The organism is Rhizobium sp. CF122, from assembly GCF_000282035.1.
Classification (GTDB): domain Bacteria; phylum Pseudomonadota; class Alphaproteobacteria; order Rhizobiales; family Rhizobiaceae; genus Rhizobium.
The window spans coordinates 54,283-79,788 of record NZ_AKKA01000078.1; the positions used below are offsets into that span (position 1 = coordinate 54,283).

The 25,506-nt window shown below is 60.8% G+C and carries 23 protein-coding genes and 1 tRNA gene; 12 read left to right on the top strand and 12 right to left on the bottom strand.

Going from position 1 to position 25,506, the window contains the following annotated elements:
• Positions 1-3: 3 nt before the first annotated feature.
• Positions 4-483, bottom strand: a complete 480-nt coding sequence (locus tag PMI09_RS18675; protein ID WP_007797784.1) for a hypothetical protein — start codon at positions 481-483, stop codon at positions 4-6.
• Between the two features lie 339 nt (positions 484-822).
• Between PMI09_RS18675 and PMI09_RS18680 the strand changes: the two genes are divergently transcribed.
• Entirely contained in the window at positions 823-1,143 is a 321-nt protein-coding gene (locus tag PMI09_RS18680; protein ID WP_007797788.1) for a hypothetical protein, read from the top strand.
• A 137-nt stretch (positions 1,144-1,280) separates the two neighbouring features.
• On the opposite strand, the gene PMI09_RS18685 is transcribed toward PMI09_RS18680, so the two are convergent.
• Together PMI09_RS18685 and cpdR1 are read right to left on the bottom strand one after the other, a co-directional pair.
• A tRNA-Val gene (locus tag PMI09_RS18685) sits at positions 1,281-1,355 on the bottom strand.
• Positions 1,356-1,438: 83 nt separating this feature from the next.
• The gene (gene cpdR1, locus PMI09_RS18690; protein WP_007527565.1) at positions 1,439-1,801 is read right to left on the bottom strand and encodes a response regulator CpdR1; all 363 of its coding nucleotides are present in this window, start codon (positions 1,799-1,801) and stop codon (positions 1,439-1,441) included.
• Between the two features lie 186 nt (positions 1,802-1,987).
• Between cpdR1 and PMI09_RS18695 the strand changes: the two genes are divergently transcribed.
• Together PMI09_RS18695 and hisN are read left to right on the top strand one after the other, a co-directional pair.
• Complete coding sequence (locus PMI09_RS18695; protein WP_037083505.1) at positions 1,988-2,869, top strand: N-formylglutamate amidohydrolase; 882 nt, start codon at positions 1,988-1,990, stop codon at positions 2,867-2,869.
• Positions 2,870-3,113: 244 nt separating this feature from the next.
• The gene (gene hisN / locus PMI09_RS18700; protein WP_037083526.1) at positions 3,114-3,887 is read left to right on the top strand and encodes a histidinol-phosphatase; all 774 of its coding nucleotides are present in this window, start codon (positions 3,114-3,116) and stop codon (positions 3,885-3,887) included.
• A 42-nt stretch (positions 3,888-3,929) separates the two neighbouring features.
• Here hisN and PMI09_RS18705 read toward each other — a convergent pair whose 3' ends face one another.
• Positions 3,930-4,904, bottom strand: coding sequence for an alpha/beta fold hydrolase (locus PMI09_RS18705; protein ID WP_007797798.1), 975 nt, complete (start codon positions 4,902-4,904; stop codon positions 3,930-3,932).
• Between the two features lie 260 nt (positions 4,905-5,164).
• On the opposite strand from PMI09_RS18705, the gene PMI09_RS18710 reads away from it, so the two are divergent.
• Together PMI09_RS18710 and PMI09_RS18715 are read left to right on the top strand one after the other, a co-directional pair.
• Complete coding sequence (locus PMI09_RS18710; RefSeq protein ID WP_007797800.1) at positions 5,165-6,043, top strand: Hint domain-containing protein; 879 nt, start codon at positions 5,165-5,167, stop codon at positions 6,041-6,043.
• Positions 6,044-6,401: 358 nt separating this feature from the next.
• A complete protein-coding gene (locus PMI09_RS18715) occupies positions 6,402-6,869 on the top strand; it encodes an Hsp20 family protein (RefSeq protein WP_007797803.1) in 468 nt (155 codons plus the stop codon).
• Positions 6,870-6,933: 64 nt separating this feature from the next.
• On the opposite strand, the gene PMI09_RS18720 is transcribed toward PMI09_RS18715, so the two are convergent.
• Entirely contained in the window at positions 6,934-7,938 is a 1,005-nt protein-coding gene (locus PMI09_RS18720; protein ID WP_007797806.1) for a bile acid:sodium symporter family protein, read from the bottom strand.
• Positions 7,939-8,031: 93 nt separating this feature from the next.
• Between PMI09_RS18720 and PMI09_RS18725 the strand changes: the two genes are divergently transcribed.
• Positions 8,032-8,889: a LysR family transcriptional regulator gene (locus tag PMI09_RS18725; RefSeq protein WP_007797809.1), complete on the top strand. Its 858-nt coding sequence runs from the start codon at positions 8,032-8,034 to the stop codon at positions 8,887-8,889.
• Positions 8,890-8,990: 101 nt separating this feature from the next.
• Here the strand turns inward: PMI09_RS18725 and PMI09_RS18730 are convergent, their stop codons facing one another.
• Positions 8,991-9,488, bottom strand: coding sequence for a GNAT family N-acetyltransferase (locus PMI09_RS18730; RefSeq protein WP_007797812.1), 498 nt, complete (start codon positions 9,486-9,488; stop codon positions 8,991-8,993).
• Between the two features lie 269 nt (positions 9,489-9,757).
• On the opposite strand from PMI09_RS18730, the gene PMI09_RS32550 reads away from it, so the two are divergent.
• Positions 9,758-9,886 carry a hypothetical protein gene (locus tag PMI09_RS32550; RefSeq protein WP_259128832.1) on the top strand — a complete coding sequence of 43 codons (129 nt, stop codon included), beginning with the start codon at positions 9,758-9,760 and terminating at the stop codon, positions 9,884-9,886.
• 10 nt (positions 9,887-9,896) lie between these two features.
• On the opposite strand, the gene PMI09_RS18735 is transcribed toward PMI09_RS32550, so the two are convergent.
• On the bottom strand, positions 9,897-10,946 hold the full coding sequence (locus PMI09_RS18735) for a threonine aldolase family protein (RefSeq protein WP_007797820.1): 1,050 nt from the start codon (positions 10,944-10,946) through the stop codon (positions 9,897-9,899).
• Between the two features lie 539 nt (positions 10,947-11,485).
• Between PMI09_RS18735 and gltB the strand changes: the two genes are divergently transcribed.
• The 3 genes from gltB (at position 11,486) to PMI09_RS18745 (ending at position 17,918) form a co-directional block, all read left to right on the top strand.
• Positions 11,486-16,207, top strand: coding sequence for a glutamate synthase large subunit (gltB, locus tag PMI09_RS18740; RefSeq protein WP_007797823.1), 4,722 nt, complete (start codon positions 11,486-11,488; stop codon positions 16,205-16,207).
• 66 nt (positions 16,208-16,273) lie between these two features.
• Positions 16,274-16,444 (top strand): hypothetical protein, encoded by a 171-nt coding sequence (locus PMI09_RS31410; protein WP_007797826.1) that lies wholly within the window; start codon positions 16,274-16,276, stop codon positions 16,442-16,444.
• A 19-nt stretch (positions 16,445-16,463) separates the two neighbouring features.
• Entirely contained in the window at positions 16,464-17,918 is a 1,455-nt protein-coding gene (locus PMI09_RS18745; protein ID WP_007797829.1) for a glutamate synthase subunit beta, read from the top strand.
• A gap of 48 nt (positions 17,919-17,966) precedes the next feature.
• Here the strand turns inward: PMI09_RS18745 and PMI09_RS18750 are convergent, their stop codons facing one another.
• The 3 genes from PMI09_RS18750 to PMI09_RS18760 all read right to left on the bottom strand — a co-directional run bounded on the left by PMI09_RS18750 (position 17,967) and on the right by PMI09_RS18760 (position 21,246).
• The gene (locus tag PMI09_RS18750; protein WP_007797831.1) at positions 17,967-18,611 is read right to left on the bottom strand and encodes a nucleotidyltransferase domain-containing protein; all 645 of its coding nucleotides are present in this window, start codon (positions 18,609-18,611) and stop codon (positions 17,967-17,969) included.
• A gap of 121 nt (positions 18,612-18,732) precedes the next feature.
• A complete protein-coding gene (locus tag PMI09_RS18755) occupies positions 18,733-19,962 on the bottom strand; it encodes an SGNH/GDSL hydrolase family protein (protein WP_037083508.1) in 1,230 nt (409 codons plus the stop codon).
• 60 nt (positions 19,963-20,022) lie between these two features.
• A complete protein-coding gene (locus PMI09_RS18760) occupies positions 20,023-21,246 on the bottom strand; it encodes a lytic murein transglycosylase (RefSeq protein ID WP_007797837.1) in 1,224 nt (407 codons plus the stop codon).
• Positions 21,247-21,447: 201 nt separating this feature from the next.
• On the opposite strand from PMI09_RS18760, the gene galU reads away from it, so the two are divergent.
• A complete protein-coding gene (gene galU / locus PMI09_RS18765) occupies positions 21,448-22,335 on the top strand; it encodes a UTP--glucose-1-phosphate uridylyltransferase GalU (RefSeq protein ID WP_007797839.1) in 888 nt (295 codons plus the stop codon).
• A 69-nt stretch (positions 22,336-22,404) separates the two neighbouring features.
• Here galU and PMI09_RS18770 read toward each other — a convergent pair whose 3' ends face one another.
• The gene (locus PMI09_RS18770; protein ID WP_007797842.1) at positions 22,405-23,928 is read right to left on the bottom strand and encodes an outer membrane beta-barrel protein; all 1,524 of its coding nucleotides are present in this window, start codon (positions 23,926-23,928) and stop codon (positions 22,405-22,407) included.
• A gap of 125 nt (positions 23,929-24,053) precedes the next feature.
• Between PMI09_RS18770 and PMI09_RS18775 the strand changes: the two genes are divergently transcribed.
• Positions 24,054-25,049: a KpsF/GutQ family sugar-phosphate isomerase gene (locus PMI09_RS18775; RefSeq protein WP_007797844.1), complete on the top strand. Its 996-nt coding sequence runs from the start codon at positions 24,054-24,056 to the stop codon at positions 25,047-25,049.
• Here the strand turns inward: PMI09_RS18775 and PMI09_RS18780 are convergent, their stop codons facing one another.
• Positions 25,050-25,505 (bottom strand): NfeD family protein, encoded by a 456-nt coding sequence (locus tag PMI09_RS18780; RefSeq protein WP_007797846.1) that lies wholly within the window; start codon positions 25,503-25,505, stop codon positions 25,050-25,052.
• Between the last annotated feature and the right edge of the window lies 1 nt (position 25,506).

Sequence of the window (25,506 nt, forward strand, 5' to 3'; positions counted from 1 at the left end):
GGCCTACTTCTGCTTCGGCGCCTTGCCATTGGTGCGGAAGCTGCCCGCAAAGGCCGTGTCCTTGCTTTCGGCCGTGCATTCGATGGCAACCGGCTTGCCGCCGTAGGGGTTGCCCATCGTGCAGGTGCCGGCAACTTTCACCTGACCCGTCATCTTCTGGCCGACGCCCGTCACCACAAGATTGAGTGGCATGCGGGCGTTGCCGTTGGAGGCGGGCTTGATGGCCGTGCCATCGCCTTGAAAGCCCAGCATCTTGCCGCCCGAGGTGAAGATGAAGGTGACTTGGCCATTCACAAGCGTCACGCTCGCAAGTTCGGCTTCGCAACCCTTCGTCGCGTCGACCTTGCCGACGACGAGCTTGGCGCACTTGCCGGCGAGCGTCAGGGCACCGGGCGCGCCGGGGAAATTCTGCGATGCCGCGTCCGCTGTCGTGGTCAGTGTCGCGGCGATGAGCGAAGCGGCGGCCAAAGTTGCCAGTCTCATGTCTTTACCTCGTAGTTCTTGTCTCAGCAGTGCTGTTTGTCGGCAGCGACTTGCCATTGTTCTGTGTTCGAAATTGGTCGATAGGCCCGACTTTCAATTCTGGCAATCGGCAAAGAAAACCCGAACGAGAACGCCGGATGATCTCCCGGTGTACTTCGCGCTCTATACGGACGTCCTCTGCATGCGGATGGCGCTTGGGCAAAGCGATCGCGAGCGATAGCTGCACGCTCGTCTGCCAGCGAGACTGCCAGTCTAGCTAAGATTGAGGGGCTGCCGATTTGTCGGCTCGCGGAAAGCGAGTATAGTCTTTATTCCGCCATGCACATTCGGGGGAGCGAAATGGGCGCTGCTTCTCGCATTGCCGCCAATGCTGCGATCTTAGCTGCTACGCTGGTACTGCCATCGGCCGCGTTCTGCGCAGCGGCACTGAACGTCGATGCGCGCTCTTCAACCTGTAGCCAGATCTCGCAGATCATCCGCCAGAACAAGAAGGTATTCGTCCGCTCCGGATTCGGCGGCAGCAGCTTTCGCTATCCGCCTGCCAAATGCGGCTGGGGCTATGCGCGCACCACGGCTAGTTTCCGGGATGCGGCGGGCAAACAATGCGTCCTTGACTACGCCTGCGCTTACGACAGCGGATCGTTTTACAACAACCCGTAGCGTGGCGGGAGGCCGGCGCAAAGGTTGAGACGTCCATCCGTTTCTTTCCGCTCGTGGGCGCTGCACGCAGTCAATGCCCGAGCTGCACCGGAACGAAAAAGGGCTTAGCGGTTTCCCGCTAAGCCCTTGAATTCGAATGGTGGGCGTGACAAGGATCGAACTTGTGACCCCTACGATGTCAACGTAGTGCTCTCCCGCTGAGCTACACGCCCATCCGATGGCGGCGCATAGACCACAAACCCTTTTTGCCGTCAATAGGCTTTTTTCGGTTTTGTGACATACGCTGCCGGAAGCCTTACGCGGCAAGCATTTTGTTCACTTCCTCGACGAGGTCGCGCAGGTGGAAAGGCTTGGAAAGAACCTTTGCGTCCTTCGGTGCCTTCGAATCAGGGTTCAGTGCGACAGCCGCGAATCCGGTGATGAACATCACCTTCAGGTCCGGATCGAGCTCGGTCGCGCGGCGCGCCAGTTCGATTCCGTCCATCTCGGGCATGACGATATCGGTCAGGAGCAGCGAGAAGGGTTCTTCGCGAAGCCTGTCATAGGCGCTGGCGCCGTTGTCGTAGGAGAGGACCTTGTAGCCCGCCTTTTCAAGCGCCTTCACAAGGAAGCGGCGCATGTCGTTGTCGTCTTCTGCAAGAAGTATCTTCTGAGTCATTATCCAGACCGCTTATCAGTAATTTATGCGTGGGCTCCAGCCATTTACACTAGAGTTCGGCCAGTAAACAACCAATGAAGAGGTCATCCAAGGCGTCATCCCCATGAGATAGTATGGACTTGCCGTGCGGCAACTGGCAACATGGGCGAAGCAGTGGCCTCCTGGCAGGGTAAAGAGGGAAAAAGGGTGCAGGAAATCCCCGAATACGCACTTTTCGAGGTCCGGGAGCCTTTGTCGCACACCATTCCATTTGTTTACAACTCGCCGCATAGCGGGCGCATCTATCCTCCCGAATTCATCGCTCAGTCCCGGCTCGAGGGCGTTTCGATACGTCGTTCCGAGGACCACTACGTCGATGAACTGTTCGGCGATGCGAGCGCGCTCGGCGCGCCGTTCCTGCTTGCCAACTTTCCGCGCGCCTATCTGGATGTGAACCGCGAGCCCTACGAGCTCGATCCGCGTATGTTCGACGGTCTGCTGCCGCCTTACGCGAACATCAATTCGCTGCGTGTCGCAGGCGGGCTCGGCACCATTCCGCGCATCGTTGCCGAGAACATGGAAATCTATGCGCGTCGGCTGTCGGTGCAGGAAGGGCTCGATCGCATCGAGGCCGTCTATAAGCCGTATCATGCGGCGCTGCGGCGGTTGATCGCCCGCACGCATGTCCAGTTCGGCTTTGGTGTGCTGATCGATTGCCACTCCATGCCGGGCAATGTCCGTGTCGCCGGCACAAATGCGCGGCCGGATTTCATCATCGGCGATCGCTATGGCACCAGCGCTTCGGCGGAACTGTCGCGCGCGGCCGTCGCCATCTTCGAAGAAATGGGCTTCACGGCGATCCGCAACAAGCCCTATGCCGGCGGCTTCATCACCGAGCATTACGGCCGCCCGTCACGCGGGCTGCATGCTCTGCAGATCGAAGTGAACCGGTCGATCTATGTCGACGAAATTACGCTGGAAAAGCGGGCCGACTTCGCTTCGGTTGCCGGAGCGATCACCGCCTTCATGCGCCAGTTGGCGGTCTATGTGGCGCAGTTCGCGACAGACTCTGCCCTGGCTGCCGAGTAAGCCTTCAAGACTGTCAAAAAAAGACCGCCTTACGGCGGTCCAAGTCTAGGGAGGAAACACCCAAGGAGGGTATTTACAGTCAGAAGACTGTGAGCAAACGCTACTATTGCGGTGCACAATTGTCAATCAGAATTTTGCGGTGCAAAAATATTGTGCAGCCGGCTAAATGCTGCCGCTCTCGTTTGCAACCGGCCGCAATTCCGCTATGAAAAGCGCCACTCGCGCGCCACCGATGGATTTCACCATGCTTCCTGATCGCTCGTTCTTCAACCGCCTTGCGGAGGCCGCCAAGGCCGAAACGCTGCCGCGTTTCCGTTCCGGGCTTGACGTGACCAACAAGCTGTCGAGCGGCTTTGACCCGGTCACCGAGGGCGACAGGGCTGCGGAAGTCGCCATTCGCTCGCTGATCGAGAAACACTTTCCAGATCATGGCATTCTTGGTGAAGAGCACGGCAATGTCGGCCTCGACCGCGAATATGTGTGGGTTATCGACCCGATCGATGGTACGCGCGCCTTTATTTCGGGCGTGCCTGTCTGGGGAACGCTGATCGGTCTGCAGCGCGACGGTCGGGCCATTATGGGGATGATCGAGCAGCCCTTTACCGGCGAACGCTACTTCGCGGATGCGAATGGTTCCATCTACAGCGGTCCGGAGGGAGAGCGCCGGCTGCAGGTTCGCGATTGCGGCGCCCTGACGAACGCCATCCTTTTCACCACCTCGCCGCATCTCTTTGTAGGCGTCGAAATGGAGAAATATCGGGAAATCGAAAGCCAGGTGCGGCTGTTCCGCTACGGAACGGATTGCTACGCCTATGCGCTGCTTGCCGCCGGCCACGTTGACCTGGTGATCGAAAACAGCCTGAAGCCCTACGATGTCGGCGGCATCATTCCCGTCATCGAGAATGCCGGCGGGATCATCACGACCTGGGATGGCGGGCGTCCGGAAAACGGCGGTTCGATCATTGCCGCAGGCAGCCGCGCCGTCTACGAACAGGCAATGGCTGTCCTCAATCGATAACAGCAATCGGCACTTCCAGAGGTCACTCGGATAGCGATCGGGCTACGTGCCAAACCCTTCGACTTCCTCGACCGCCTCGGCATCGCTGCCGGGAATGAAGGCGTGAAATGCCGCAAGTGCTGCCTTGCGGTAGACATCGCGCTCCTGCAGCACCTCATGCCGCCCACCATTGATCGGTACGAACTGAGCGGCGCGGAAATAGCGTGAGATTCGCTCCTGCGCGATATAGGGCACGATGGCGTCGCGCGTCGGCGCGATCACGACCGTTGGTATGGTGATCGAAAACAGATGGCTCGGAGAGGTCACGCGGTCGATCGCCCGGAAGGAGTCGTGCAGCCAGCGCGCGGTCGGCGGGCCAAGCGTCAGTTCCGGATGGGCCGCGGCAATGGCGACGTTGCGCTCGAACCGCGTCTCGTCCGATGTTAGGGGGTTATCGCGGAACGGCTGCTCCTTGAGTTTGCGCGTTAGCGGAAACGAGCCGAGACCGAGCGAACAGGCGACCCCGGCGAGGGCGCGGATGGTGCCTTCCGACGCCGCCTGACCTGAGAGGCCGATAAAGGGTGCCGTCAGCACCATCCGCTCGATGCGTGTCGAAAGGTACGGGGCGGCGGACATCGCGATCAGCGCTCCGGTCGAATGCGCGAGAATGAAGAAGGGCAGGCGGGTATCCGGCAGCACGATCTTCTCGAGGAACGTGTCGAGGTCATGCTCGTAATCGATGAAGCGCCGGACATGGCCGTAGGAGCCCTTCTTCAGAAGCCGGTCGGAGCCGCCCTGGCCGCGCAGATCGAAGGTCGCGACCCAGAGCCCCTTGGCCGTCAGGTCGCGGATCGTCTCGAAATACTTCTCGATAAATTCGTTTCGGCCCTGGAGGAGGACGACAGTGCCCTTCGCTACCGGCGCATCAGAGCGGAAGACGGCATAGCGCAGCCGATGGCCATCGTGCGTCTCCAAGTAGCCTTCGGTGCGGTTTTCGGGTGCCGGATTGTCGGGGGTCGAAAAAAGGACCTGTTCCATGGTCGATCGATCGTGTCCTTCGCGGATTCGCCTCTAGAGTAAAGCGGATAGGCGATCGCGCTGTCAAATCAAAGAAAAAAGCTTCGGTAACGGGCGATGGATCGGACGTTGAATTTGGTCGTTGCCTTGCAAATCCTTGACCCGAACGACCGGCCTTGCCTACTCCCTTTTCGGTAGGTGTTAGCGCTATTCTCCGAAGTTCAATGCAATACAACTTATTATAACATGGGCTGGCGTTACTCTTATCAAAGGAAGCCAGCATGTCATCCACGGAAGATCCGAAGCTGCCACGCAATACCGCACGAAGGCATTTTCTAGGTGTGGCCGCCGCCGCCGGTGCTCGGCTCGCCAGCGTCGCGGCCGCAGCAACGGCAGTTTCCACGTCTCCCGCGAGCGCGATGGGCCGGCGTTGGGGGAGGGGAAACTCCGGGAGAGGCGGGAACGGCTCTGGCGGAGGCGGACACGGCAGTTCCGGCGGCGGCGGTGGCGGTGGCGCGCAGTGCTTCCTGCGTGGGACGGCGATCCTCACGGATTGCGGTGAAAAGCCTGTCGAGGATCTTCGCATCGGCGATCGCGTTTCGCTTCCGGATGGGGATGCCCGCCCGATCAAGTGGGTCGGCCGCCAAGTCTTCAAGAAAAGTGGTGCACGCTGGCATGAAGGCGTGGTGCCGATCCGCGTCTCGCGCCACGCGCTGGATAGCCGAACACCACATTCCGATCTCTACCTATCGCCCGGCCATGCGCTGTTCCTGAATGGCGTTCTGATCCGTGTGAAGGATCTGGTGAACGGCACGACAATCGCACCGGTCGTTCCTGCGGCCGATAAGTCGATCGAGTACTATGCCGTCCTGCTCAATACGCATGAGGTCATCCTTGCCGAGGGCGCTGCAGCCGAAACTTTCCATCCCTCGGACAGCAACCACGAAAACTTCTCTAATTTTGCGGAGTACGAACGTCTTTATGCCGGCGAGGCGCGCACTTCGATGACATCCTATGCGACGGTCCTCGGCGAGGAAGGCGGCTGGAAGCATTTGAAAGCGCTTCTTCTGCTTGGCGCTTCGCATTTGTTGCCGATGCGCGATCCATTCCAGGATGCCTGCAGGAAGATTAACGCGCGCGCCAAAGAGCTATCGGCCTGATTTCCTCGTCTTCGAGCTCGAATCAAAAAAAGACCGGCATGCGGAACTTGAGGGGTTTCGCGATGCCGGCCGGAGATCGGGCTGAAGACGAAGGGACGATACACTCCAGCCATCGGGCCAGTGTCACCCGATGGCACGATTCCTAATCCCCCACTCATGAACGGCTTCCGAACCGGCTATTCATATGCGGTTCACGCAACGTGAGTTCGCTCCTGTGCCAGGGTCTTGAACTGCGCAAAAGCCATCCCCATCTCATTCCTGCAGGCGCCAAACGGGCCTGCAGAACCGTCCCAAAGCTGCCGAATAAGGGGTTTTAGGGGCACCTATCGCAACACGTCGCTTCCTTAAGGAGGACATCATGCGTCACGTAGACTTCTCTCCCCTTTATCGTTCCACCGTCGGTTTCGACCGTCTCTTCACCATGCTCGACAGTCTCGGTCAGCCTGACCAGGGCCAGACCTATCCGCCCTACAATATCGAGCGCACCGGTGAAAACACCTACCGCATTACTATGGCCGTTGCCGGTTTCGATGAGACCGAAATCTCCATCGAGGCACAGGCCCACGCTCTGACCGTCAAGGGTGAAAAGAGCGAAGACAATGCGGAAGGCAGTGAGTTCCTCTATCGCGGCATCGCCAAGCGCGCCTTCGAGCGCCGCTTCCAGCTTGCCGACCATGTGGAGGTTACTGCCGCTTCGCTGAAGAACGGTCTGCTCCACATCGACCTGCTTCGCAGCATTCCGGAAGCCATGAAGCCGCGCAAGATCGCGATTGCGGCTGAGCCGGTCAGCGCGCCGAAGGCCATCGAGGCGCAGGTCGCCAACTAATCGGTCCTCCCAGGCCAATGATGCCGGCGGCGCTCGTTCGAGCGCCGCCTTTTTGTTATCGAGGTCAGGCTGGGCTTGCCGCCTCCTCAACTTCCTCTTCGGTGATGCGGTGCGCGGCCTTCGCCGCATATTTCTGCGCGATCACGGCGCAGACCATCAACTGGATCTGATGGAATAGCATCAGTGGCAGCACGATCGCGCCGACCGATTGCCCGGCAAAGATGACGCTGGCCATCGGCGCGCCGCTGGCGAGGCTCTTCTTCGATCCGCAGAAGGTGATAGTGATCTCGTCGGCCTTGCTAAAGCCGAGGAGGCGGCTGCCAAACATGGTGAAGCACAAGACGAGAGCAAGCAGACTCATGTCGGCGATAATGACCGCTGCAATGTCGGCGATCGAGAACGTGTGCCATAGCCCCTCGACGACCGCCTTGCTGAAGGCAAGATAGACGACCATCAGGATCGAGCCGCGGTCAACCGGCATCAGCAGGGTCTTTTTCGCGCGGATCCAGTTGCCGATCCAGGGCTGGAGCGCCTGGCCGACGACGAAGGGCAGCAGCAGCTGCAGGAGGATCTGTCCGAGGACGTCCCATGAGAAACTGCCATGGCCGCCGACCGAGAAGAGCAGTCCGACGAGCAGCGGCGTCAGGAACATGCCGAAGATGTTCGAGGCCGATGCCGAGCATATGGCAGCCGGCACGTTGCCGCCTGCCATGGACGTGAAGGCGATCGAGGATTGCACCGTCGAAGGCAGGACGCAGAGATAAAGGATGCCGAGATAGAGGGGCTTCGGCAGGATCCATTCCGGCACGAAGCCGAGACCCAGGCCGAGGATGGGAAACAGGCCGAACGTCGTCAATAGGATCGCAAGATGCAGCCGCCAATGCAGCAGGCCGGCGATCACGACGTCACGTGACAGGCGGGCGCCGTGCAGGAAGAAGAGGAGGGCCACCGCCAGGTTCGTCGCGATCCCGAAATAGCCAACAAAGGTGCCTTTGGCGGGCAGCAGCGAGGCGAGGATGACGGTGCAGACCAACAGCATCGTAAAGTTATCGGGTAGAAAACGGCGCATGACGGATACTCATCGAGATCGGTAGATCATTTGTCTTTCTTCCATTATGATACAGGATGCAAGGAATAACAGTTATCGTATTTCTGGATTGCCATGCTTGATCTTACGCAGCTGCGCAGTTTTGTTGCCGTCGAACAGATGGGAAGCTTCACACTGGCAGCCGAAAGGCTCGGCCTCGGCCAATCGACCGTCAGCCAGCACATCCAGCGGCTTGAAAGCGCGGTCGGACGGCGGTTGCTGGCGCGCGACACCCACAAGGTGCAACTGACGACCGACGGCGAGGCGCTGCTTAGCCATGCGCGGGCGATGCTGGCGATCGAGGCACAGGTTCAGTCGCAATTCAGGGGGCAGAGGCTGCGGGGCAATCTGCGGCTCGGCGTGTCGGAAGACTTCGTGACCAGCCAGCTACCGGCAGTGCTCGAGGATTTCGTTCGCTCGCACCCATCGGTCGATTTGGAGCTGACGGTGGCGCTCTCCGGCACGCTCTACGAGATGCAGGATAATGGCGAGATCGACCTCGTGCTGGCGAAGCGCCGGCTCGGCGATGCACGCGGGCGGCTGGTCTATCGCGAGCCACTGGTCTGGCTAGCACGCGATCCCGAGCACGTCTTGAGCGGTGGGCTCCTGCCATTGATCGCCTTCCCGCCGCCGAGCGTGACGCGCAGCATTGCACTCGAAGCGTTGGGGCGCAGCCAGGTCGCGTGGCGGATCGTCTGTACCTGCGGCAGCCTCAGCGGACTGACGGCGGCAGCGCGGGCGGGGATGGGCGTTCTGGTGCAGCCACGCAGCATGGCGCCATCGGGGTTGAAGGAGATCGGCAAAGGCAGGCTGCCGGTGCTTGAGGACGTCGAGTTTGTGCTGGTGCCGCGCAAGGGGGCGGACCAGGCACTGGTTTCAGCCCTATCGGACGACATCCTTGGCAAGGTGCGCAGCCTTCGCGCCAACGCATGACAAGCCGTTGGCTTTCAGCCGCCGGACGAACAATCGCGAACCAGTTTCCTAACCTCAGTTATCGAGAAGGCAGCCTTGTCTTTAAGACCTCAGCTTCGCTATCAAGTGGCGTTGAAGCCAGCGTGATAGCTGACTTTGCCCGCAGGCGTGTCGCCGTCGAACGCCAAGCGCATGAAATATTCCGCAGGCGCAGCCTCAAAGATCAGATTGGCGTCATTCTGGAAGCCGAAGCGCATATAGTAGCCGGGATCGCCGAGAACGACGCAGCCTTTGGCTCCGATATCGGCGAGTCGCGATAGCCCGTCGCGAATGAGTTTTCCGCCAATGCCCCCTTTTTGACGGTCCGGCCTGACCGAGACCGGTCCGAGTCCATACCAGCCCTTGTCTTCGCCATCGATCGTAACGGGCGAAAACGCGACATGCCCTACAACGGCACCATCCTCGACGGCGACGTGCGAGACGATCAGGGCGTCCGCATTACGCAGAGCGTCGACGATCTCTGCTTCTGTTTGGCTGCTATAGTCCATCGGTGCGAACGCCGCCTTTGTTATCTGACGGATCGCCGCGATGTCGCTTAGCTGTTCAGGACGGATTTCCATTCGGGTCTCTTTCGCCGTTTTCCGATTTCAGACCGGTGCCCCGTGATAGCGCGGCTGCGGCAGGGCGGTCAGGGATAGGTAATCAACCACGCCGATCCTGCAACAAAGCTTCATGCCGGCGCAATTCTGGTTCGCCTCTTGCCTCAAAAGTTAATGGACTACTTACCATCTTAAGGCGCTTTCAACCCTATGGGTTAGGCATCTGGTTAGGTTCGGGGTCTAGGCTCCCCTGCTGGATGGTCGATCTTCGGGGCAAGGAGAACGGACCGATGACGTATGGGGTACTCTTCGTATCCGGGCTGGTTGCCTGTGTGATGCTGATTGTCGTGGCCGGACACGACGCGAAAACGACGGATAGCGGCAAGCCGCAATCCGCCGTGACGGGGCATCAGAATTGAGCCCTGCGACTCAGCCTGCAAGGCAGCCCAGGAAGCCATCGACGTCTGCCTCATCTGTCGCAAAGCTGGTGACGAGGCGGACCAGCGTCTCACCCGAGCCGACGAGTTCGGGCGTTGCCGGCGACACCGGCCATTCATAGAACTTCGCGCCCTTCTCCTCGGCGGTTTTGGCCGCGCTCTTCGCGATGACGGCAAAGACTTCGTTGGCCGAGGTCGGCCATGCGAGGCGGGCCAGGTTGCTCGCGGTGATGCCGGCGCGCAGACGATCGGACATGCCGTTCGCATGGCGAGCGAGATCGAGCCACAGATCGTTCTCGAAATAGGCATCGAACTGGGCCGCGATGAAGCGGGACTTCGAGAACAGCTGGGCGGCGCGCTTGCGGATGAACGGCATCTCTTTCGCCTGCTCCGCATTGAAGAAGACGATCGCTTCCGCGCACCAGCAGCCGTTCTTCGTGCCACCGAAGGACAGCATGTCGATGCCGCGCTTCCAGGTCATCTCGGCCGGACTGACACCGAGGGAGACGAGGGCATTGGCAAAGCGTGCGCCGTCCATGTGGAGGGGTAGGTTGTCCCTTTGGGCGATCGCGGCGATTTCGTCGATTTCCGACAGGCTGTAGACCGTACCGGCTTCCGTCGCCTGAGTGATCGTTACAGCCGTTGCGCGTCCGTGTTGCACGGCCGTTTGCGGGTAAGCTGCGACCTTCTGCTTCAGTTTAGTCGGATCGATCTTTCCTTCCGCGCCGGGGACGCCGAGCAGGCGGGCCCCGCTGAAGAAGTCGGGCGCGCCGCATTCGTCCGCAATCACGTGCGCTTCGGAATGGCAGAAGGTGATGCCGCCCGGCCGTTGGACGCTGGCGAGCGACAAGGAGTTCGCTGCCGTCCCGGTGCCGACGAAGAGGACGGCGACCTCGCGCTCGAAGACTTCGGCAAAGCGCCGCTCGACGCGCCGGTCGAGATCGCTCGCGCCATAAGCTGCGGCAAAGCCGTCGGATTCCCGGAGCAGACGTTCGGCGATGGATCGATGGGCGCCGGCCCAGTTGTCGGATGCGAAATACATGGAAGGAAACCGCTTGGGATGGATGAGGATCGGGTTCGGGGCGGGACACTACGCGATCATCCCGGCTGGTCAAAGAGGCGGCGTGGAATCCATCACAAAAATTGACTTCGGCAATCAATAAACAAAATAGTGCGGAAAGGCGTAATTTTATGTCGCATATATGCGTTGTTTCGGCAATATTAGGTCGCAAACTGCCGATTTTTTGAATCTGCACTCTTGCGTAGACAATATGTTTCTGGCATAGATCAGGTGAATTAGGACAGTGTTGCTGTCCTATTTTGGCCGCGATGGCCGAAGAGGCGCCAAAAAACCTTACACTTGTGGGGTTTCACGCTATAGTTCTTCAAAAGCGGGCAAAAGCCCGCGTGCGGAGGCGGATGGCAGGCGCGGGAGCGCACGGTTGCTTTCCCTGGAAAGCCTGCCGCCGGCGACCGGATCTTCGATAATGCAACAGCGCTGTCACGCGCCGAACCTAGGATCAGGGACGGCGCGCGACAAGAAGCCGCCCGCAGCCCCGCGGGCTCTGACAGGAGGGAAAGATGACGAAGACGCCGTCCACGGGTTTTGACCAGTTCGCAGCAGCAACGATGCGCGCGACGGCCAATACGCGTAAATTCGCCTCCGGTCTGCCGCGAAAACAGGGGCTTTACGACCCGCGCAACGAGCACGATGCCTGCGGCGTCGGCTTCGTCGCTCATATGAAGGGTCAGAAGTCGCACCAGATCGTCAAGGACGGTCTCTTCATTCTCGAGAACCTGACGCATCGCGGTGCCGTCGGCGCCGATCCGCTGATGGGCGATGGCGCCGGTATTCTCGTGCAGATTCCGGACCGCTTCTTCCGCGAGGAAATGGCCAAGCAGGGTATCACCCTGCCGAAGGTCGGCGAGTACGGCATGGGCCACATTTTCATGCCGCGCGACGAAAAGCAGATCGCGCATTTCAAGAAGGTGATCCAGGACGTCATCACCGAAGAAGGCCAGGTCTTCCTCGGCTTCCGTGACGTGCCGGTCGATAACTCCTCGCTGTCGAAGGCGCCCGATATTGCCGCCACCGAGCCGCACCACGTGCAGGTCTTCATCGGTGCCGGCAAGGACGCTGCGACGAACGACGAGTTCGAGCGTCGCTTGTTCACGCTCCGCAAGGTGATCTCCAACCGCATTTACGACGAGTTCGACGGCGAGGAGAGCAACTTCTATCCGGTCTCGCTGTCGTCGGCGACGGTTGTCTATAAGGGCATGTTCCTGGCCTACCAGGTCGGTGCCTACTACAAGGACCTGTCGGACCCGCGTTTCGAAACCGCGGTCGCCCTCGTCCATCAGCGCTTCTCCACCAACACCTTCCCGTCGTGGAAGCTGGCGCACCCCTATCGCATGGTCGCCCACAATGGCGAGATCAACACGCTGCGCTCCAACGTCAACTGGATGGCGGCGCGTCAGGCCTCTGTTTCCTCGCCGCTCTTCGGTGACGACATCTCCAAGCTCTGGCCGATCTCCTATGAAGGCCAGTCGGACACGGCCTGTTTTGACAACGCGCTCGAGTTCCTCGTGCGCGGCGGCTACTCCATGGCGCACGCCGTGATGATGCTGATCCCGGAAGCCTGGGCCGGCAACCAGTCGATGGCGGCCGAGCGCAAGGCATTCTACGAATATCATGCCGCGCTGATGGAGCCGTGGGACGGACCGGCGGCTGTCGCCTTCACCGACGGCAAGCAGATCGGCGCGACGCTCGACCGCAACGGTCTGCGTCCTGCACGTTATCTCGTCACCAGCGACGACCGCGTCATCCTCGCTTCGGAAGCCGGCACGCTGCCGGTGGCTGAAGAGGATATCGTGCAGAAGTGGCGCTTGCAGCCAGGCAAGATGCTGCTGATCGACATGGAAAGAGGCCGGATCGTTTCCGACGAGGAAGTGAAGTCCGAGCTTGCGACCAAGCATCCCTACCGCAACTGGCTGGATCGCACGCAGCTCATCCTGGAAGACCTGAAGCCGGTCGAGCCGCGCGCGCTGCGCCGCGACGTGTCGCTGCTCAACCGCCAGCAGGCCTTCGGCTACACGACCGAAGACACCAAGATCCTGATGTCGCCGATGGCGACGACGGGGCAGGAAGCCGTCGGCTCGATGGGCACGGATACGCCGATCTCGGCGATGTCGGAGAAGTCGAAGCTGCTCTACACCTACTTCAAGCAGAACTTCGCGCAGGTTACCAACCCGCCGATCGACCCGATCCGCGAAGAGCTCGTCATGAGCCTCGTCTCGTTCATCGGGCCGCGTCCGAACATTCTCGACCATACTGGCATGGCGAACGCCAAGCGCCTGGAAGTGCGCCAGCCGATCCTGACCAATGGCGATCTCGAAAAGATCCGCTCGATCGGTCACACCGAGGACCGCTTCGACACCAAGACGCTCGACTTCACCTATGACGTCGAGCGTGGCGCCGAAGGCATGCCCGAGATGCTCGACCGCCTCTGTGAGCGCGCGGAAGCGGCGGTGAAGGGCGGCTACAACATCATCGTGCTCTCCGACCGCCAGATCGGACCGGACCGAATCGCGATCCCGGCGCTGCTGGCGACCGCTGCTGTCCACCATCACCTTATCCGCAAGGGTCTTCGCACCTCGGTCGGCCTCGTTGTCGAGACCGGCGAGCCGCGCGAAGTGCATCATTTCTGCCTGCTCGCAGGCTATGGCGCCGAAGCGATCAACCCTTACCTTGCCTTCGACACGCTGCTCGACATGCATGCCAAGGGCGAATTCCCGAAGGAAGTGGACGCTAGCGAAGTCGTCTACCGCTACATCAAGGCGGTCGGCAAAGGCATCCTCAAGGTCATGTCGAAGATGGGCATCTCGACCTATCAGTCCTATTGCGGCGGTCAAATCTTCGATGCGATCGGCCTGCAGCAGGAGCTGGTCGACAAGTACTTCTTCGGTACGGCAACGATGATCGAAGGCGTCGATCTCACGGCGATCGCCGAAGAGACCGTTGCTCGTCACACCTCCGCTTTCGGCAAGGATCCGCTGCTGGCGACCACGCTGGATATCGGCGGCGAGTATGCCTTCCGCATGCGCGGCGAAAGCCACGCCTGGACGCCGGATGCGGTCGCGACACTGCAGCATGCCGTTCGCGGCAATGCCGAAGACCGCTATCGCGAGTTTGCCGAGATGGTGAACACCTCGGCGCTGCGCATGAACACGATCCGCGGCCTCTTCAACATCAAGAGCGCCGAACAGCTCGGCCGCGCGCCCGTCTCGGTCGACGAGGTCGAGCCGGCGATCGATATCGTCAAGCGCTTCTCGACCGGTGCCATGTCCTTCGGCTCGATCTCCAGAGAGGCGCATACGACGCTGGCGATCGCCATGAATAGGATCGGCGGCAAGTCCAACACCGGCGAGGGGGGCGAAGAGAGTGATCGCTACATGCCGCTGCCGGACGGTTCGTCGAACCCGGAACGCTCGGCGATCAAGCAGATCGCATCGGGACGCTTCGGTGTGACGACCGAATATCTAGTCAATGCCGACATGCTGCAGATCAAGGTCGCGCAGGGGGCAAAGCCCGGCGAAGGCGGCCAGCTGCCCGGCCACAAGGTCGATGCGACGGTTGCCAAGACCCGTCACTCGACGCCGGGCGTCGGCCTGATTTCGCCGCCACCGCACCACGACATCTACTCGATCGAAGATCTGGCGCAGCTGATCTACGACCTGAAGAACGTCAACCCGACGTCCGATGTCTCGGTAAAGCTCGTCTCGGAAGTCGGCGTCGGCACGGTTGCCGCCGGCGTTGCCAAGGCGCGCGCCGACCACATCACCGTCTCCGGCTTCGACGGCGGCACCGGCGCATCGCCGCTGACCTCGCTGAAGCATGCGGGCAGCCCGTGGGAAATCGGCCTTGCCGAAACCCAGCAGACGCTGGTGCTGAACGGCCTGCGTTCGCGCATCGCCCTGCAGGTCGATGGTGGTCTGAAGACCGGCCGCGACGTCATCATCGGTGCGCTTCTCGGCGCTGACGAGTTCGGCTTCGCGACCGCGCCGCTGATCGCCGCCGGCTGCATCATGATGCGCAAGTGTCACCTGAACACCTGTCCTGTCGGCGTTGCCACGCAGGATCCGGTTCTGCGCAAGCGCTTCAAGGGCACGCCCGAGCACGTCGTCAACTACTTCTTCTTCGTCGCCAACGAAGTGCGCGAAATCCTGGCGTCTCTCGGCTTCACCAAGCTCGATGACATCATCGGCGCTTCGGAGTTGCTCGAGAAGGACGAGATGCTGGCGCACTGGAAGTCCAAGGGTCTCGACTTCAGCCGCATCTTCCACAAGGTCGAGGCGCCGAAGGATGCGACCTACTGGACAACCCGCCAGAAGCACCCGATCGACGACATTCTCGATCGCAAGCTGATCGCGGAGGCCGAGTCGGCATTGTCTTCGAAGACGCCGGTTGCTTTCGAAGTCGATATCAAGAACGTCGACCGTTCGGCGGGCGCGATGTTGTCCGGCGAAGTCGCCAAGCGCTACAACCATCGCGGCCTCAAGGACGACACGATCAACGTGACGCTCAAGGGCACGGCAGGTCAGTCGTTTGGCGCCTTCCTGGCGCGCGGCATCACCTTCAACCTGATCGGTGACGGCAACGACTATGTCGGCAAGGGCCTTTCGGGCGGCAAGATCATCGTCCGGCCGCCGGAGAACTCGAAGATTGTCGCGGAAGAGTCGATCATCGTCGGCAACACCGTGCTCTACGGTGCGACCGAAGGCGAGTGCTACTTCCGCGGCGTCGCGGGCGAGCGCTTTGCGGTCCGTAACTCGGGTGCGATCGCCATCGTCGAAGGCGTGGGTGACCACGGCTGCGAATACATGACGGGCGGTGTCGTTGTCGTGCTCGGCTCGACGGGTCGTAACTTCGCGGCCGGCATGTCCGGCGGCGTCGCCTATGTGCTCGACGAAACGGGCGATTTCGCCAAGCGCTGCAACATGGCAATGGTCGAGCTCGAGCCGGTTCCGGAAGAGGACGACATGCTGGAGAAGCTGCATCATCACGGCGGCGACCTCATGCACAAGGGGCGCGTCGACGTCTCCGGTGACATGACGCGCCACGACGAGGAACGCCTCTACCAGTTGATTTCCAACCATCTGCACTACACGGGTTCTACCCGCGCCAAGCTGATCCTGGACAACTGGGCCGACTACCGTCCGAAGTTCCGCAAGGTCATGCCGGTCGAGTACCGCCGTGCCCTTGAAGAAATGGAACGCGCCCGCATGGGAATTGCGGCGGAGTAATGCTCTTGAATCGCTAGGTCTATAACTGCTCTGACGAGGGGCACGGAGATACCGGAAAGGACGCTGATGAGAAATCGATGGTCGCTGTTCCACCTCTTCATATCCCTGTGCCTCGCCGTCGCAGTTTGCGCCGGGACCTCATATCTCGGCGATGACCTGAAAACGGAATTTGTAGCCCTGGGTGCGGTCATGGGACACGCCTACTGGTACTGGGGACCTCTGGGTCTTGGGCTTTGAGATGATGAGGGACGAAAATATGGGTAAGGTCACAGGGTTTCTGGAAATCGACCGGCAGGTGGCGAAGTATCAGCCTGCCTCGGATCGCATCCGGCATTTCCGCGAATTCACGATCCCGATGTCGGACCAGGAAGTGCAGAAACAGGCAGCCCGCTGCATGGACTGTGGCATTCCCTATTGCCATGGGCCGACTGGTTGTCCTGTCCATAACCAGATTCCGGACTGGAACGACCTCGTCTACAACAACAACTGGGAAGCGGCGATCCAGAACCTGCATTCGACCAACAACTTCCCTGAGTTCACTGGCCGTGTCTGCCCGGCGCCCTGCGAGGAAGCCTGCACGCTGAACCTCGAAGACACGCCGGTTGCGATCAAGACCGTCGAACAGGCGATTGCCGACAAGGCCTACGAGCTCGGCTTCATCCGCCCGCAGCCGGCGACGGTCCATACCGGCAAGAAGGTCGCCATCATCGGCTCCGGCCCGGCCGGCATGGCGGCTGCGCAGCAGCTCGGCCGCGCTGGCCACGAGGTTCACCTCTATGAGCGCGAGTCGAAGCCCGGCGGGCTCCTGCGTTACGGCATCCCTGACTTCAAAATGGAGAAGAACTTCATCGATCGCCGCGTCGAGCAGATGAAGGGCGAGGGCGTCACCTTCCACTGTGGCGTCAATGTCGGGGTCGACGTGAAGGTCGAGCAGCTGCTCGCCGATTACGATGCGGTGCTCTATTGCGGCGGTTCGGAAACGCCCCGCGAAGCGGGTATCCCGGGCATCGAGCTTTCCGGCGTTCATGATGCAATGCCGTACCTCGTGCAGCAGAACAAGCGCGTCGGTCGCGAAAACATCGACAGCGTTGGCTGGGCCTCTGACCCGATCCTCGCCGGCGCCAAGCACGTGGTCGTCGTCGGCGGTGGCGATACTGCGTCTGACTGTGTCGGCACGGCGTTCCGTCAGGGTGCAGTGAAGGTGACCCAGCTCGACATTCGCCCGCAGCCGCCGGAGAAGGAAGACAAGCTCGCCGTCTGGCCGTTCTGGGCGACGAAGATGCGCACCTCGTCCTCGCAGGCGGAAGGCGCGATCCGCGAGTTCCAGGTTGCAACGCTCGAATTCGTCGGCGAAGACGGCGTGCTCACCGGCGTGAAGTGCTGCGAGGTGGACGATCGCCGCAAGCCGATCGCCGGCACGGAGTTCATCATCAAAGCCGACCTCGCCTTCATCGCGATCGGTTTCAGCGGTCCGTTCAAGGACAGCGTGCTGAAGGAGCTCGACGGCAAGCTGACGCTCAATACCGACCGTCGCGGCTCGACCAACGTTGTTGCCAACGACCGCGACTACAAGACGTCGGTCGACAAGTTCTGGACGGCAGGCGACGTGCGCCGCGGCCAGTCGCTAGTCGTCTGGGCGATCCGCGAAGGCCGCCAGGCCGCCCGCGCCATCGATGAAGCCCTGATGGGCTCGACGGTTCTGCCGCGGTAAGCAAAGCCGTTTGATGAATGGAGTTTGGGCCGCTTCGAGCGGCCCTTTTCATTCCATAGGCTCCAGATCGAGCGTCATCGGCGGCTCTTGCAGGCTTTTCAACCATGCATGGTCGGGGTGGCATGCCGCAAGGCAGGTTTTCAGCCACAGACGTTCCGAAGCGGGCAGTTTCGGCAAGGCTTGCTCGAAGTCGATTTCATCCTTCGCGCGTCTGTATTTCGCCTTGAACAGCAGGACCGCAGCCGGCTTCAAATAGGGAATACCCTCAGCCGTCGTACCAACCATCTCTGCACGCGGCCGGGAGATGGTCGGATCCCGTTTGTAGACCCAGGTCTCGAACGTTCCCGGCTCGATCATCATGTCGACGCGCCAGCGTCGCTCCGCCATGTCCAGACACCATATCTGCGAGATTGCTGCCGGTGGCTCCTCGTCTGCTGGCAGGTACTCAACAACGCCATCTCCCGCCGTATGGAATTCCATGCCTTTCAGGGCGTCGCGAAAGATGCCGAGATCTTCGCGTAGAACCGTCAATTCCAGGTCCTCGTGCTCACGAGTCTGACAGCCATGCCAAAGGTCGAGCGCCCATCCGCCGACAATGCACCAGGGCCTTGAAATGCCACTCAACCGGCCTGCCAGTTCCGCTGGGCTCCAAGCGGACCATGCGCCGTGATCAGTCGGCATTTCTAATTGCATGACGTTTGTCTCCGTCTGCGGTGTCGAGCGGCGGTTGGGGTGAAGGTCTCCGCGCAACGGCAGAGGCAGTGCCTGAGATTGGCGACGGGTTGTCGCTGTAATTCGCCCTGCGAGGAAGCTGCTATTTGATGGAAACCTGTGCCGTGGGCTTCATCGGCGTCATGCGGTAGTCATCGACGCGGCCGGCTGGGGGAGGCGCCATCTCGCCGTCCTGAACCAGCATGTCGCGCGGTGACTTGGTTACGCTGACTGGCAGAGCTCTGCCGCCGAGAAGCTCCGCGCCGCCATCGAGGTTCGGGTCGGAGAGACTGATCGGTTCCGTGCGGCCGGGCATTGCAACCGCGTCGATCGCCGGCGCATTGCCCGTATCGAGGCGAACGAGGTCGGGGCTTGTTTGAATGCCGAGGATGCGTCGCACGGGCTTTTCGACATAAAAGGCGAGCTTGCGCCGGCCGGCCTCGGTGAGATTGATGCCGTCGGACGTGCGCAGGCGCACCTGCTGGCCGTTGATATCAGAGCCGGTGACGATGAAGTCACCACCTTCGCTGACGAAGCCGTCCCAGATATCGACGAACTCGCCGCCGCCGCTCTCCATCTGCTTGCGGAACAGCTGGTTGAGCTGCACGGCATCGGCGGTCATCGCGGGCGAATCGAAGGCCGGCAGGCCGACCCAGAGCAGTGGGATCTTGCGGCTGGTGACCTGCTTGCCGAAGGCCACGACGCGGCGCTGATACTCTGCATACCAACCGTCGGTCCTGAATTTCTCCTTGCCTACATCCGTTACCATCTGCTGGCGATCATTCGCGCCGAGCATGACGATGACCATGGCGGGCTTTGCCTCGTCCATGAATTTCGTCAACTGTTGCGGCCAGTCATAGTAGTCGTCTCGCACCAGACCGGAGGCGACGTTGCTATGTGTTTCGACGACAATGCCGGGAGAATCCTTGAATGCGGCATCCATGCCGACGCCAAGACCGCCGGCGAGAAAGTCGCCGACGACAAGGATCTTCTGAGCGTTGGCAAGTTTTTCGACCACCTTCTCTTCAACGACCACGGGAGCGGCTGGGCGTGGCGCTGCAGCCGCCTTCGGCGCCGCCTTCCTCTTCGGCGCAGGCTGTCGTTGCGGCGCGTTCTGAGACGGTGCTTGTGGCGGATATTCCTGGATGTAACGACGACCAAGGAAGAAGTCGAGAATGGAGCGGCGATAGTAATAGCGCTCCTGCGCATCGGCCACGTGCACCGGCAGCGCGCTGAAGACAAGCACCAACGTCGCAGTGCCGATCGCACCCCAGCGGAGCGTTGCCCGGTTTACTCGTTTACGCATAGTCAGCAGCCTCGCATCTGCCGGCATTCTCGCATGGAGCGGGAAGGTGCGTCCACACCCCAAAATGCATGTCGCCGATTATTCCGTCTACTTGCGAAGCGCGTTCAAGAGCGGCAGCGATGGCTCGCCGTCCTGCTGCATTCCCATGCGTGCCTGGACCGCCGCAATGGCTGCCTTCGATCCGCTACCGAAGTTGCCGTCGACCTCGCCCTCATAATAGCCGAGCGTCTTCAGGCGGGTCTGCAGTTCGAACTTCTCTTTCATGTCGAGTGTGCCGTCTGGTCGGGGCCAGCGTTGTTTCATGCCGCCGTAGCCGGCGAGCTCGTCCGCGAGCAGCCCGACGCCGATCGCATAGCTGTCCGAGGCGTTGTATCTCTTGATCGTGAAGAAGTTGCTGGTCATCAGGAAGCCGGGGCCGTTGGGACCGGCCGGCATCTTGAGGACGGCGTTGCCGCCGCCGTCGCGGAAACCCTTGCCGTTGGGCCGTGTCAGGCCGAGGGAGGCCCACTGCGCCAGTGTGTGGGTCTTGCCGACCTGCTTGCGTGCGCTCGCCGGCACGACGACCTCATATCCCCAGGTCTTGCCCCTGTCCCAGCCGTTCTTCATCAGCAGGTTCGCGGATGTTGCCAAGGCATCGGGCACGGAGTTCCAGATGTCGCGATGGCCATTGCCGTCCGCGTCGATGGCGTAGAGAAGATAGCTTGTCGGAATGAACTGGGTGTGGCCCATGGCGCCCGCCCAGGAGCCGGTCATGCCATTCGGGGAAATGTCGCCATTCTGAAGGATTTTCAAAGCCGCGATGAGCTGCTTCTTGGCGAACTTCGCGCGGCGTTCATCGGCATAGGCGAGTGTCGCCAGCGCCCGCGGCACGTAATGCAGGCGGTCGTCCTTGTCGAGAACTGCGCCATAATTGGATTCCATCGACCAGATCGCGAGGAGAATCGATTTGTCGACTCCGAAGCGGCGTTCGATCGCATTCAGCGTCGCGGCATGCTTGGCGGCCATCTGACGGCCGATCTGGACCGTGTAGGGATTTACACGGGAATCCACATAGTCCCAAATTTTTGTCGTGAATTCAGGCTGATAGGCAGCCTTCTCGAGCACGGTCGGGTCCGGATCGCTGACGCCTGCGAAGGCTTTGCGATAGGTTGCCTTGCTGATGCCATTTTGAGCGGCAGTTTGATAGAAGTCCGCGATCCACTTCTGGAACTGCTGATCTGCTTTCGCATTGATGGGAGCCAGGCCGGCGGACGCGGTCACGATGAATGCAATAGCAAGACCACGAAGGGAATTTCTGTGATTTTGAGTCATCGGCGGTCATCCGTCCTTTTCGTTTCAGGCACAGCAGAGCGCGAAGTTCCGCTCAGGCCCGAGACTACCCGAACGGAGTCAACAAATTCTTTACCATGACGCAGGAACGCAGTCACCATTTGCAAAACGGTAGCAAATCTCATCTAGTCCAATCAAAAATGCCTTTTATTTCAAGCGGTGTAATCATCGCAGGAGGATTGTGTGGCAGAGCATAAAAAAGTTCGCAAAGCTGTATTTCCGGTTGCAGGTCTCGGGACCCGCTTTCTCCCGGCCACCAAAGCCGTGCCGAAGGAAATGCTGACTGTCGTCGACAAACCCATCATTCAGTATGTCGTCGACGAAGCCCTGGAAGCTGGCATCGAGCATTTCGTTTTCGTCACAGGTCGCAACAAGCACATCATCGAAGACTACTTCGATATTCACTTCGAACTCGAGCAGACGCTGCGCGAGCGCAGCAAGCAGGCGGAAATGACGTTGCTTGCCGGCCAGCTTCCCAAGGCTGGTACGGTCAGCTTCACCCGTCAGCAGGAGCCGCTCGGCCTCGGCCACGCCGTCTGGTGCGCCCGCGAGATCGTCGGCAACGAGCCATTCGCGCTACTGTTGCCCGACATGATCATGAAGAGCGAAGGCAAGGGTTGCATGAAGGGCATGATCGATCTCTATGCCCAGAGCGGCGGCAACATCATCGCCGTCGAGGAGTGCGCCCCCGATCAGGCCCATAAATACGGCATCGTCGGCGTCGGCGAAGCGATCGGTGATGGCTTCCGCATCACCGGCATGGTCGAGAAGCCGGCCAAGGGCACAGCGCCGTCGAACTACTTCATCAATGGCCGCTACATCCTGCAGCCTGAGGTCTTCAAGATCCTGGAAACCCAGGAACGCGGCGCCGGCAACGAAATCCAGTTGACCGACGGCATGCTGAAGCTGCTCAAGGATCAGACCTTCGCGGGCTATCATTTCCGCGGCACGACCTACGACTGCGGCGCCAAGGATGGCTTCATCCTCGCCAACGTGGCATTCGCACTGGAACGTGCGGATATCCGCCCGACGGTCGAGGAAGGCTTCAAGGCGCTGCTGAAGGGCCTCTGAGGCAAGTCTAGATAATTCTTGAATAGATTGATCCGCCTTCAAGTCTCCCACTTGGAGGCGGATTTCGTTTCAGCGCTTCAGTTTAAGGCCGACACCGGCCCGCCACTGTTCGGAGTCAGTGCTCGTCTTGCGAGACGTCAGTTCGTAGCCGATCGTGCTGGTCAGATCGAGGTAGCGGTTGATGTTCCAGGTCAGGCCGGCGCTCGTAGTGTAGACCGTCTCGTCGCTGGTCGGGCTATCGGAGGGGTAGTCGCGGTAGGTGATGCCGCCGAGGACGGTGCCTGTCAGATTGTCACGCAGCTGATGCGTGACGCCCGTCGTCAAGGCATGGGAAACATAGCCGGATTCACCGGCGGCCGTCGACGGGTTGATGCTTGTCAGCAGGCCGATATTGACGTCGGTGCCTCTGAGCGGCGACCAAAGGAGTTGAGCGTCTACCACGGCCGTGTCGATATCCGAAAGGCGCGGATCGTCGAAGGTGGCCGTCTCGTAGCCAACCCCAACCTCCCCGCGAAGCTTTTCGCCCATATCAAGCTCGACGCCGACTTTGGCGCCATAGCTATCCCCCGACCGGCGGAAGCCGGCCGAATCAACTCTCTCGTCATAGACCGTCTTGCCGACATTGGCCTCGATGAAGGGGATGAGTGCGGGAGATAGCTCGTAGCCGATGCGACCGCGGATCGTGCCGCTCGTCTGGTTGCGGTCGCCCAGCGAAACAGTCGTGCCATCAGACAACGTGGCGTCGGAATAGATCGCGCGGTTGAGATCGATGCCGGTACTGCCGCGCAGGATGCCGAAATCGCGTTCAATCGAGGCGCCGGCGCTGAATTCCTGGACATCCGATTGCTGGTCCGCGTTCTGCACGGCATTCGGATCATCAGTGTCTTCGCGGTAGAAATGATAGCCGCCGGTAATGTGCGCCGTCGTATCCTCTGGAAGATCAAGGCGCAGATCGCCGATAATCCTGAAATCCGGCTGTTCTTCACCTTCGCCGCTGACGTTTTTCTGCCAGGCACCGTCGGTCGTCACCAAGAGCTGGTGCAAAGCCCAGTCGGACGTCAGCGTCGTGTGCATGTCCGTTTCGAGAAACGCGCGTGTCTGCTTGACGCCGCCATCCTCCTGCGTCTCGGTGTTGATGCTCTGGGTGATGGTGGGGCGCAGTACGAAGGTGCCGATGTGGATGCCCGGCGTTTCCTCGGTAGCCGGATTCGGCTCCGGCTTGCGGGGCGGCAGCCGCTCGTCGAGCGGCGCCTCGCGCGTGTTGAGGCGCATCATGTCCTCATCAAGGATCGCCCCGGTGGTTTCATCGCTCGGCTTCTGATCGGGCGCTGCGATGGTGGCGGTCGTGGCTCCTTGTGCGGCATTATCGGTCGCTGACGTGGTGCTATTCGGCGTTTCGGGGATATCGCTTTCATCCTCCGGCGCCGCGAAAGCCGGTGCGTTGGATGAGCGTATCGAGGTGTTGGAGACCGGCGTCGACTGCGCAAATGCGGCTTGGGAAACAAGGAAAGCGCCTACGGTGAGAGCCATGGACACGGCAAAGCCCACCGCGCGGAGCGGCGTGAGACTGCTCGTGTCCTTCCAATGACTCATGTCGATCCTGGCATGCTTCGAAGCGTTACCCGAACGTAAAGGCTTGTGGTTAACCATTCGTTTCCCGGGCATGCCTTGAGGATCAGCCGATGGACTCGGCCAGTGAAAACCGCTAACCCAGTGCCATGATCAAAAGAGCGGTAAATGTCATCGAAGACGGTGTCCTGGAGTCTGCGAAGCGGACGATCGGCACCGAGAGGCGGGCGCTTGAGGCCTTGGAGCGTGCTTTTGGCCACGGCCTTGCTGCGCCCTTCATGCGGGCGGTCGAGACGATTACCGGGATCACCGGTCGCGTCATCGTCACCGGTGTCGGCAAGAGCGGCCATATCGGGGTGAAGATCGCCGCCACATTGGCTTCGACAGGCACGCCGGCCTTCTTCGTCCACGCTGCCGAGGCGAACCACGGCGATCTCGGGATGATTGGCACGACCGATGTGGTTCTTGCCCTTTCCAAGGGCGGGGAAAGTGCTGAGCTTCGCAGCATCGTTGCCTATACGCGCCGTTTCTCGATCCCACTGATTGCCGTCACTTGTTCCGAGAAATCGTCACTCGCCACTGCCTCCGACATCATCTTGCTGATGCCAAACGAAGAGGAGGCCTGCCCGCATGGGCTTGCGCCGACGACGTCGACGTTGATGCAGCTTGCCATGGGCGATGCGCTGGCAATCGCCCTTTTGGACGCGCGCGGCTTCTCTGCCCGCGATTTTCATGTCTTCCACCCGGGTGGCAAGCTCGGTGCAAGTCTCAGCCACGTCGCCGACATCATGCATACAGGTGATCGCGTGCCATTGGTAGCGAGGGGGACGTCGGTGCCGGAAGCCATCTCGACACTCTCGCGCAAGCATTTCGGCTGCGTCGGGATCGTGGAGGAGGACGGCCGTCTCTGCGGTATCGTCACCGAAGGCGACGTGGCGCGCAACCTGGCGCGCAACCTCTCCGAACTGCTGGTTGACGATATCATGACCCGGACACCGAAGACGGTGAAGCCGACAGTGCTGGCAACGGCCGCGCTGGCGATGCTCAACCAACACAGTATCGGGGCGTTGATCGTGATCGACGATGACAACCGCCCGATCGGGCTCGTGCACTTCCACGATCTGCTGCGGATCGGCGTCGCTTGATCAGGCCGCTTCCACGGTGAGATCGCGGCCGCTGCTTGCCACTACCTTTACCTTGGTGCCGACCGGCAGATCGGGGCCGCTGACGCGCCAGACCGTATCGTCGAGGCGAATACGGCCGCGCCCTTCGCGAATGGGCTCCGCAAGGGTTGCGGTACGCCCCACGAGGCTTTCGGCCCGCTGATTGAGGAAAGGCTGATCGGTTTCGCCGTGCCGCACGGTCAGTTTGCGGCCGATGAAGGTTGCCACGACGGCAAGCAGCGCAAACAGGATGGCCTGAACTTGCCAGAACCAGAAGCTGCTATCCCAGAACAGCAGCGACAGCATGCCGACGATCAAGGCAGCAAGGCCGATCCAGATGAGGAAGAAGCCCGGGGCGATCAATTCTGCCGCCAACAGTATCAGGCCGGCAATCCACCAGCTCCAGGGCCCGAGTTCCGCGACAAGGCTGGCAATCATG

What these genes read in the sequence shown, in the direction of transcription:
- PMI09_RS18675 (WP_007797784.1), bottom strand. Translation starts at nt 483, where the DNA reads ATGAGACTGGCAACTTTGGCCGCCGCTTCGCTCATCGCCGCGACACTG.
- PMI09_RS18680 (WP_007797788.1), top strand. Translation starts at nt 823, where the DNA reads ATGGGCGCTGCTTCTCGCATTGCCGCCAATGCTGCGATCTTAGCTGCT.
- cpdR1 (WP_007527565.1), bottom strand. Translation starts at nt 1,801, where the DNA reads ATGACTCAGAAGATACTTCTTGCAGAAGACGACAACGACATGCGCCGC.
- hisN (WP_037083526.1), top strand. Translation starts at nt 3,114, where the DNA reads ATGCTTCCTGATCGCTCGTTCTTCAACCGCCTTGCGGAGGCCGCCAAG.
- PMI09_RS18705 (WP_007797798.1), bottom strand. Translation starts at nt 4,904, where the DNA reads ATGGAACAGGTCCTTTTTTCGACCCCCGACAATCCGGCACCCGAAAAC.
- PMI09_RS18710 (WP_007797800.1), top strand. Translation starts at nt 5,165, where the DNA reads ATGTCATCCACGGAAGATCCGAAGCTGCCACGCAATACCGCACGAAGG.
- PMI09_RS18715 (WP_007797803.1), top strand. Translation starts at nt 6,402, where the DNA reads ATGCGTCACGTAGACTTCTCTCCCCTTTATCGTTCCACCGTCGGTTTC.
- PMI09_RS18720 (WP_007797806.1), bottom strand. Translation starts at nt 7,938, where the DNA reads ATGCGCCGTTTTCTACCCGATAACTTTACGATGCTGTTGGTCTGCACC.
- PMI09_RS18725 (WP_007797809.1), top strand. Translation starts at nt 8,032, where the DNA reads ATGCTTGATCTTACGCAGCTGCGCAGTTTTGTTGCCGTCGAACAGATG.
- PMI09_RS18730 (WP_007797812.1), bottom strand. Translation starts at nt 9,488, where the DNA reads ATGGAAATCCGTCCTGAACAGCTAAGCGACATCGCGGCGATCCGTCAG.
- PMI09_RS32550 (WP_259128832.1), top strand. Translation starts at nt 9,758, where the DNA reads ATGACGTATGGGGTACTCTTCGTATCCGGGCTGGTTGCCTGTGTGATG.
- PMI09_RS18735 (WP_007797820.1), bottom strand. Translation starts at nt 10,946, where the DNA reads ATGTATTTCGCATCCGACAACTGGGCCGGCGCCCATCGATCCATCGCC.
- gltB (WP_007797823.1), top strand. Translation starts at nt 11,486, where the DNA reads ATGACGAAGACGCCGTCCACGGGTTTTGACCAGTTCGCAGCAGCAACG.
- PMI09_RS31410 (WP_007797826.1), top strand. Translation starts at nt 16,274, where the DNA reads ATGAGAAATCGATGGTCGCTGTTCCACCTCTTCATATCCCTGTGCCTC.
- PMI09_RS18745 (WP_007797829.1), top strand. Translation starts at nt 16,464, where the DNA reads ATGGGTAAGGTCACAGGGTTTCTGGAAATCGACCGGCAGGTGGCGAAG.
- PMI09_RS18750 (WP_007797831.1), bottom strand. Translation starts at nt 18,611, where the DNA reads ATGCAATTAGAAATGCCGACTGATCACGGCGCATGGTCCGCTTGGAGC.
- PMI09_RS18755 (WP_037083508.1), bottom strand. Translation starts at nt 19,962, where the DNA reads ATGCCGGCAGATGCGAGGCTGCTGACTATGCGTAAACGAGTAAACCGG.
- PMI09_RS18760 (WP_007797837.1), bottom strand. Translation starts at nt 21,246, where the DNA reads ATGACTCAAAATCACAGAAATTCCCTTCGTGGTCTTGCTATTGCATTC.
- PMI09_RS18770 (WP_007797842.1), bottom strand. Translation starts at nt 23,928, where the DNA reads ATGAGTCATTGGAAGGACACGAGCAGTCTCACGCCGCTCCGCGCGGTG.
- PMI09_RS18775 (WP_007797844.1), top strand. Translation starts at nt 24,054, where the DNA reads ATGATCAAAAGAGCGGTAAATGTCATCGAAGACGGTGTCCTGGAGTCT.
- PMI09_RS18780 (WP_007797846.1), bottom strand. Translation starts at nt 25,505, where the DNA reads ATGATTGCCAGCCTTGTCGCGGAACTCGGGCCCTGGAGCTGGTGGATT.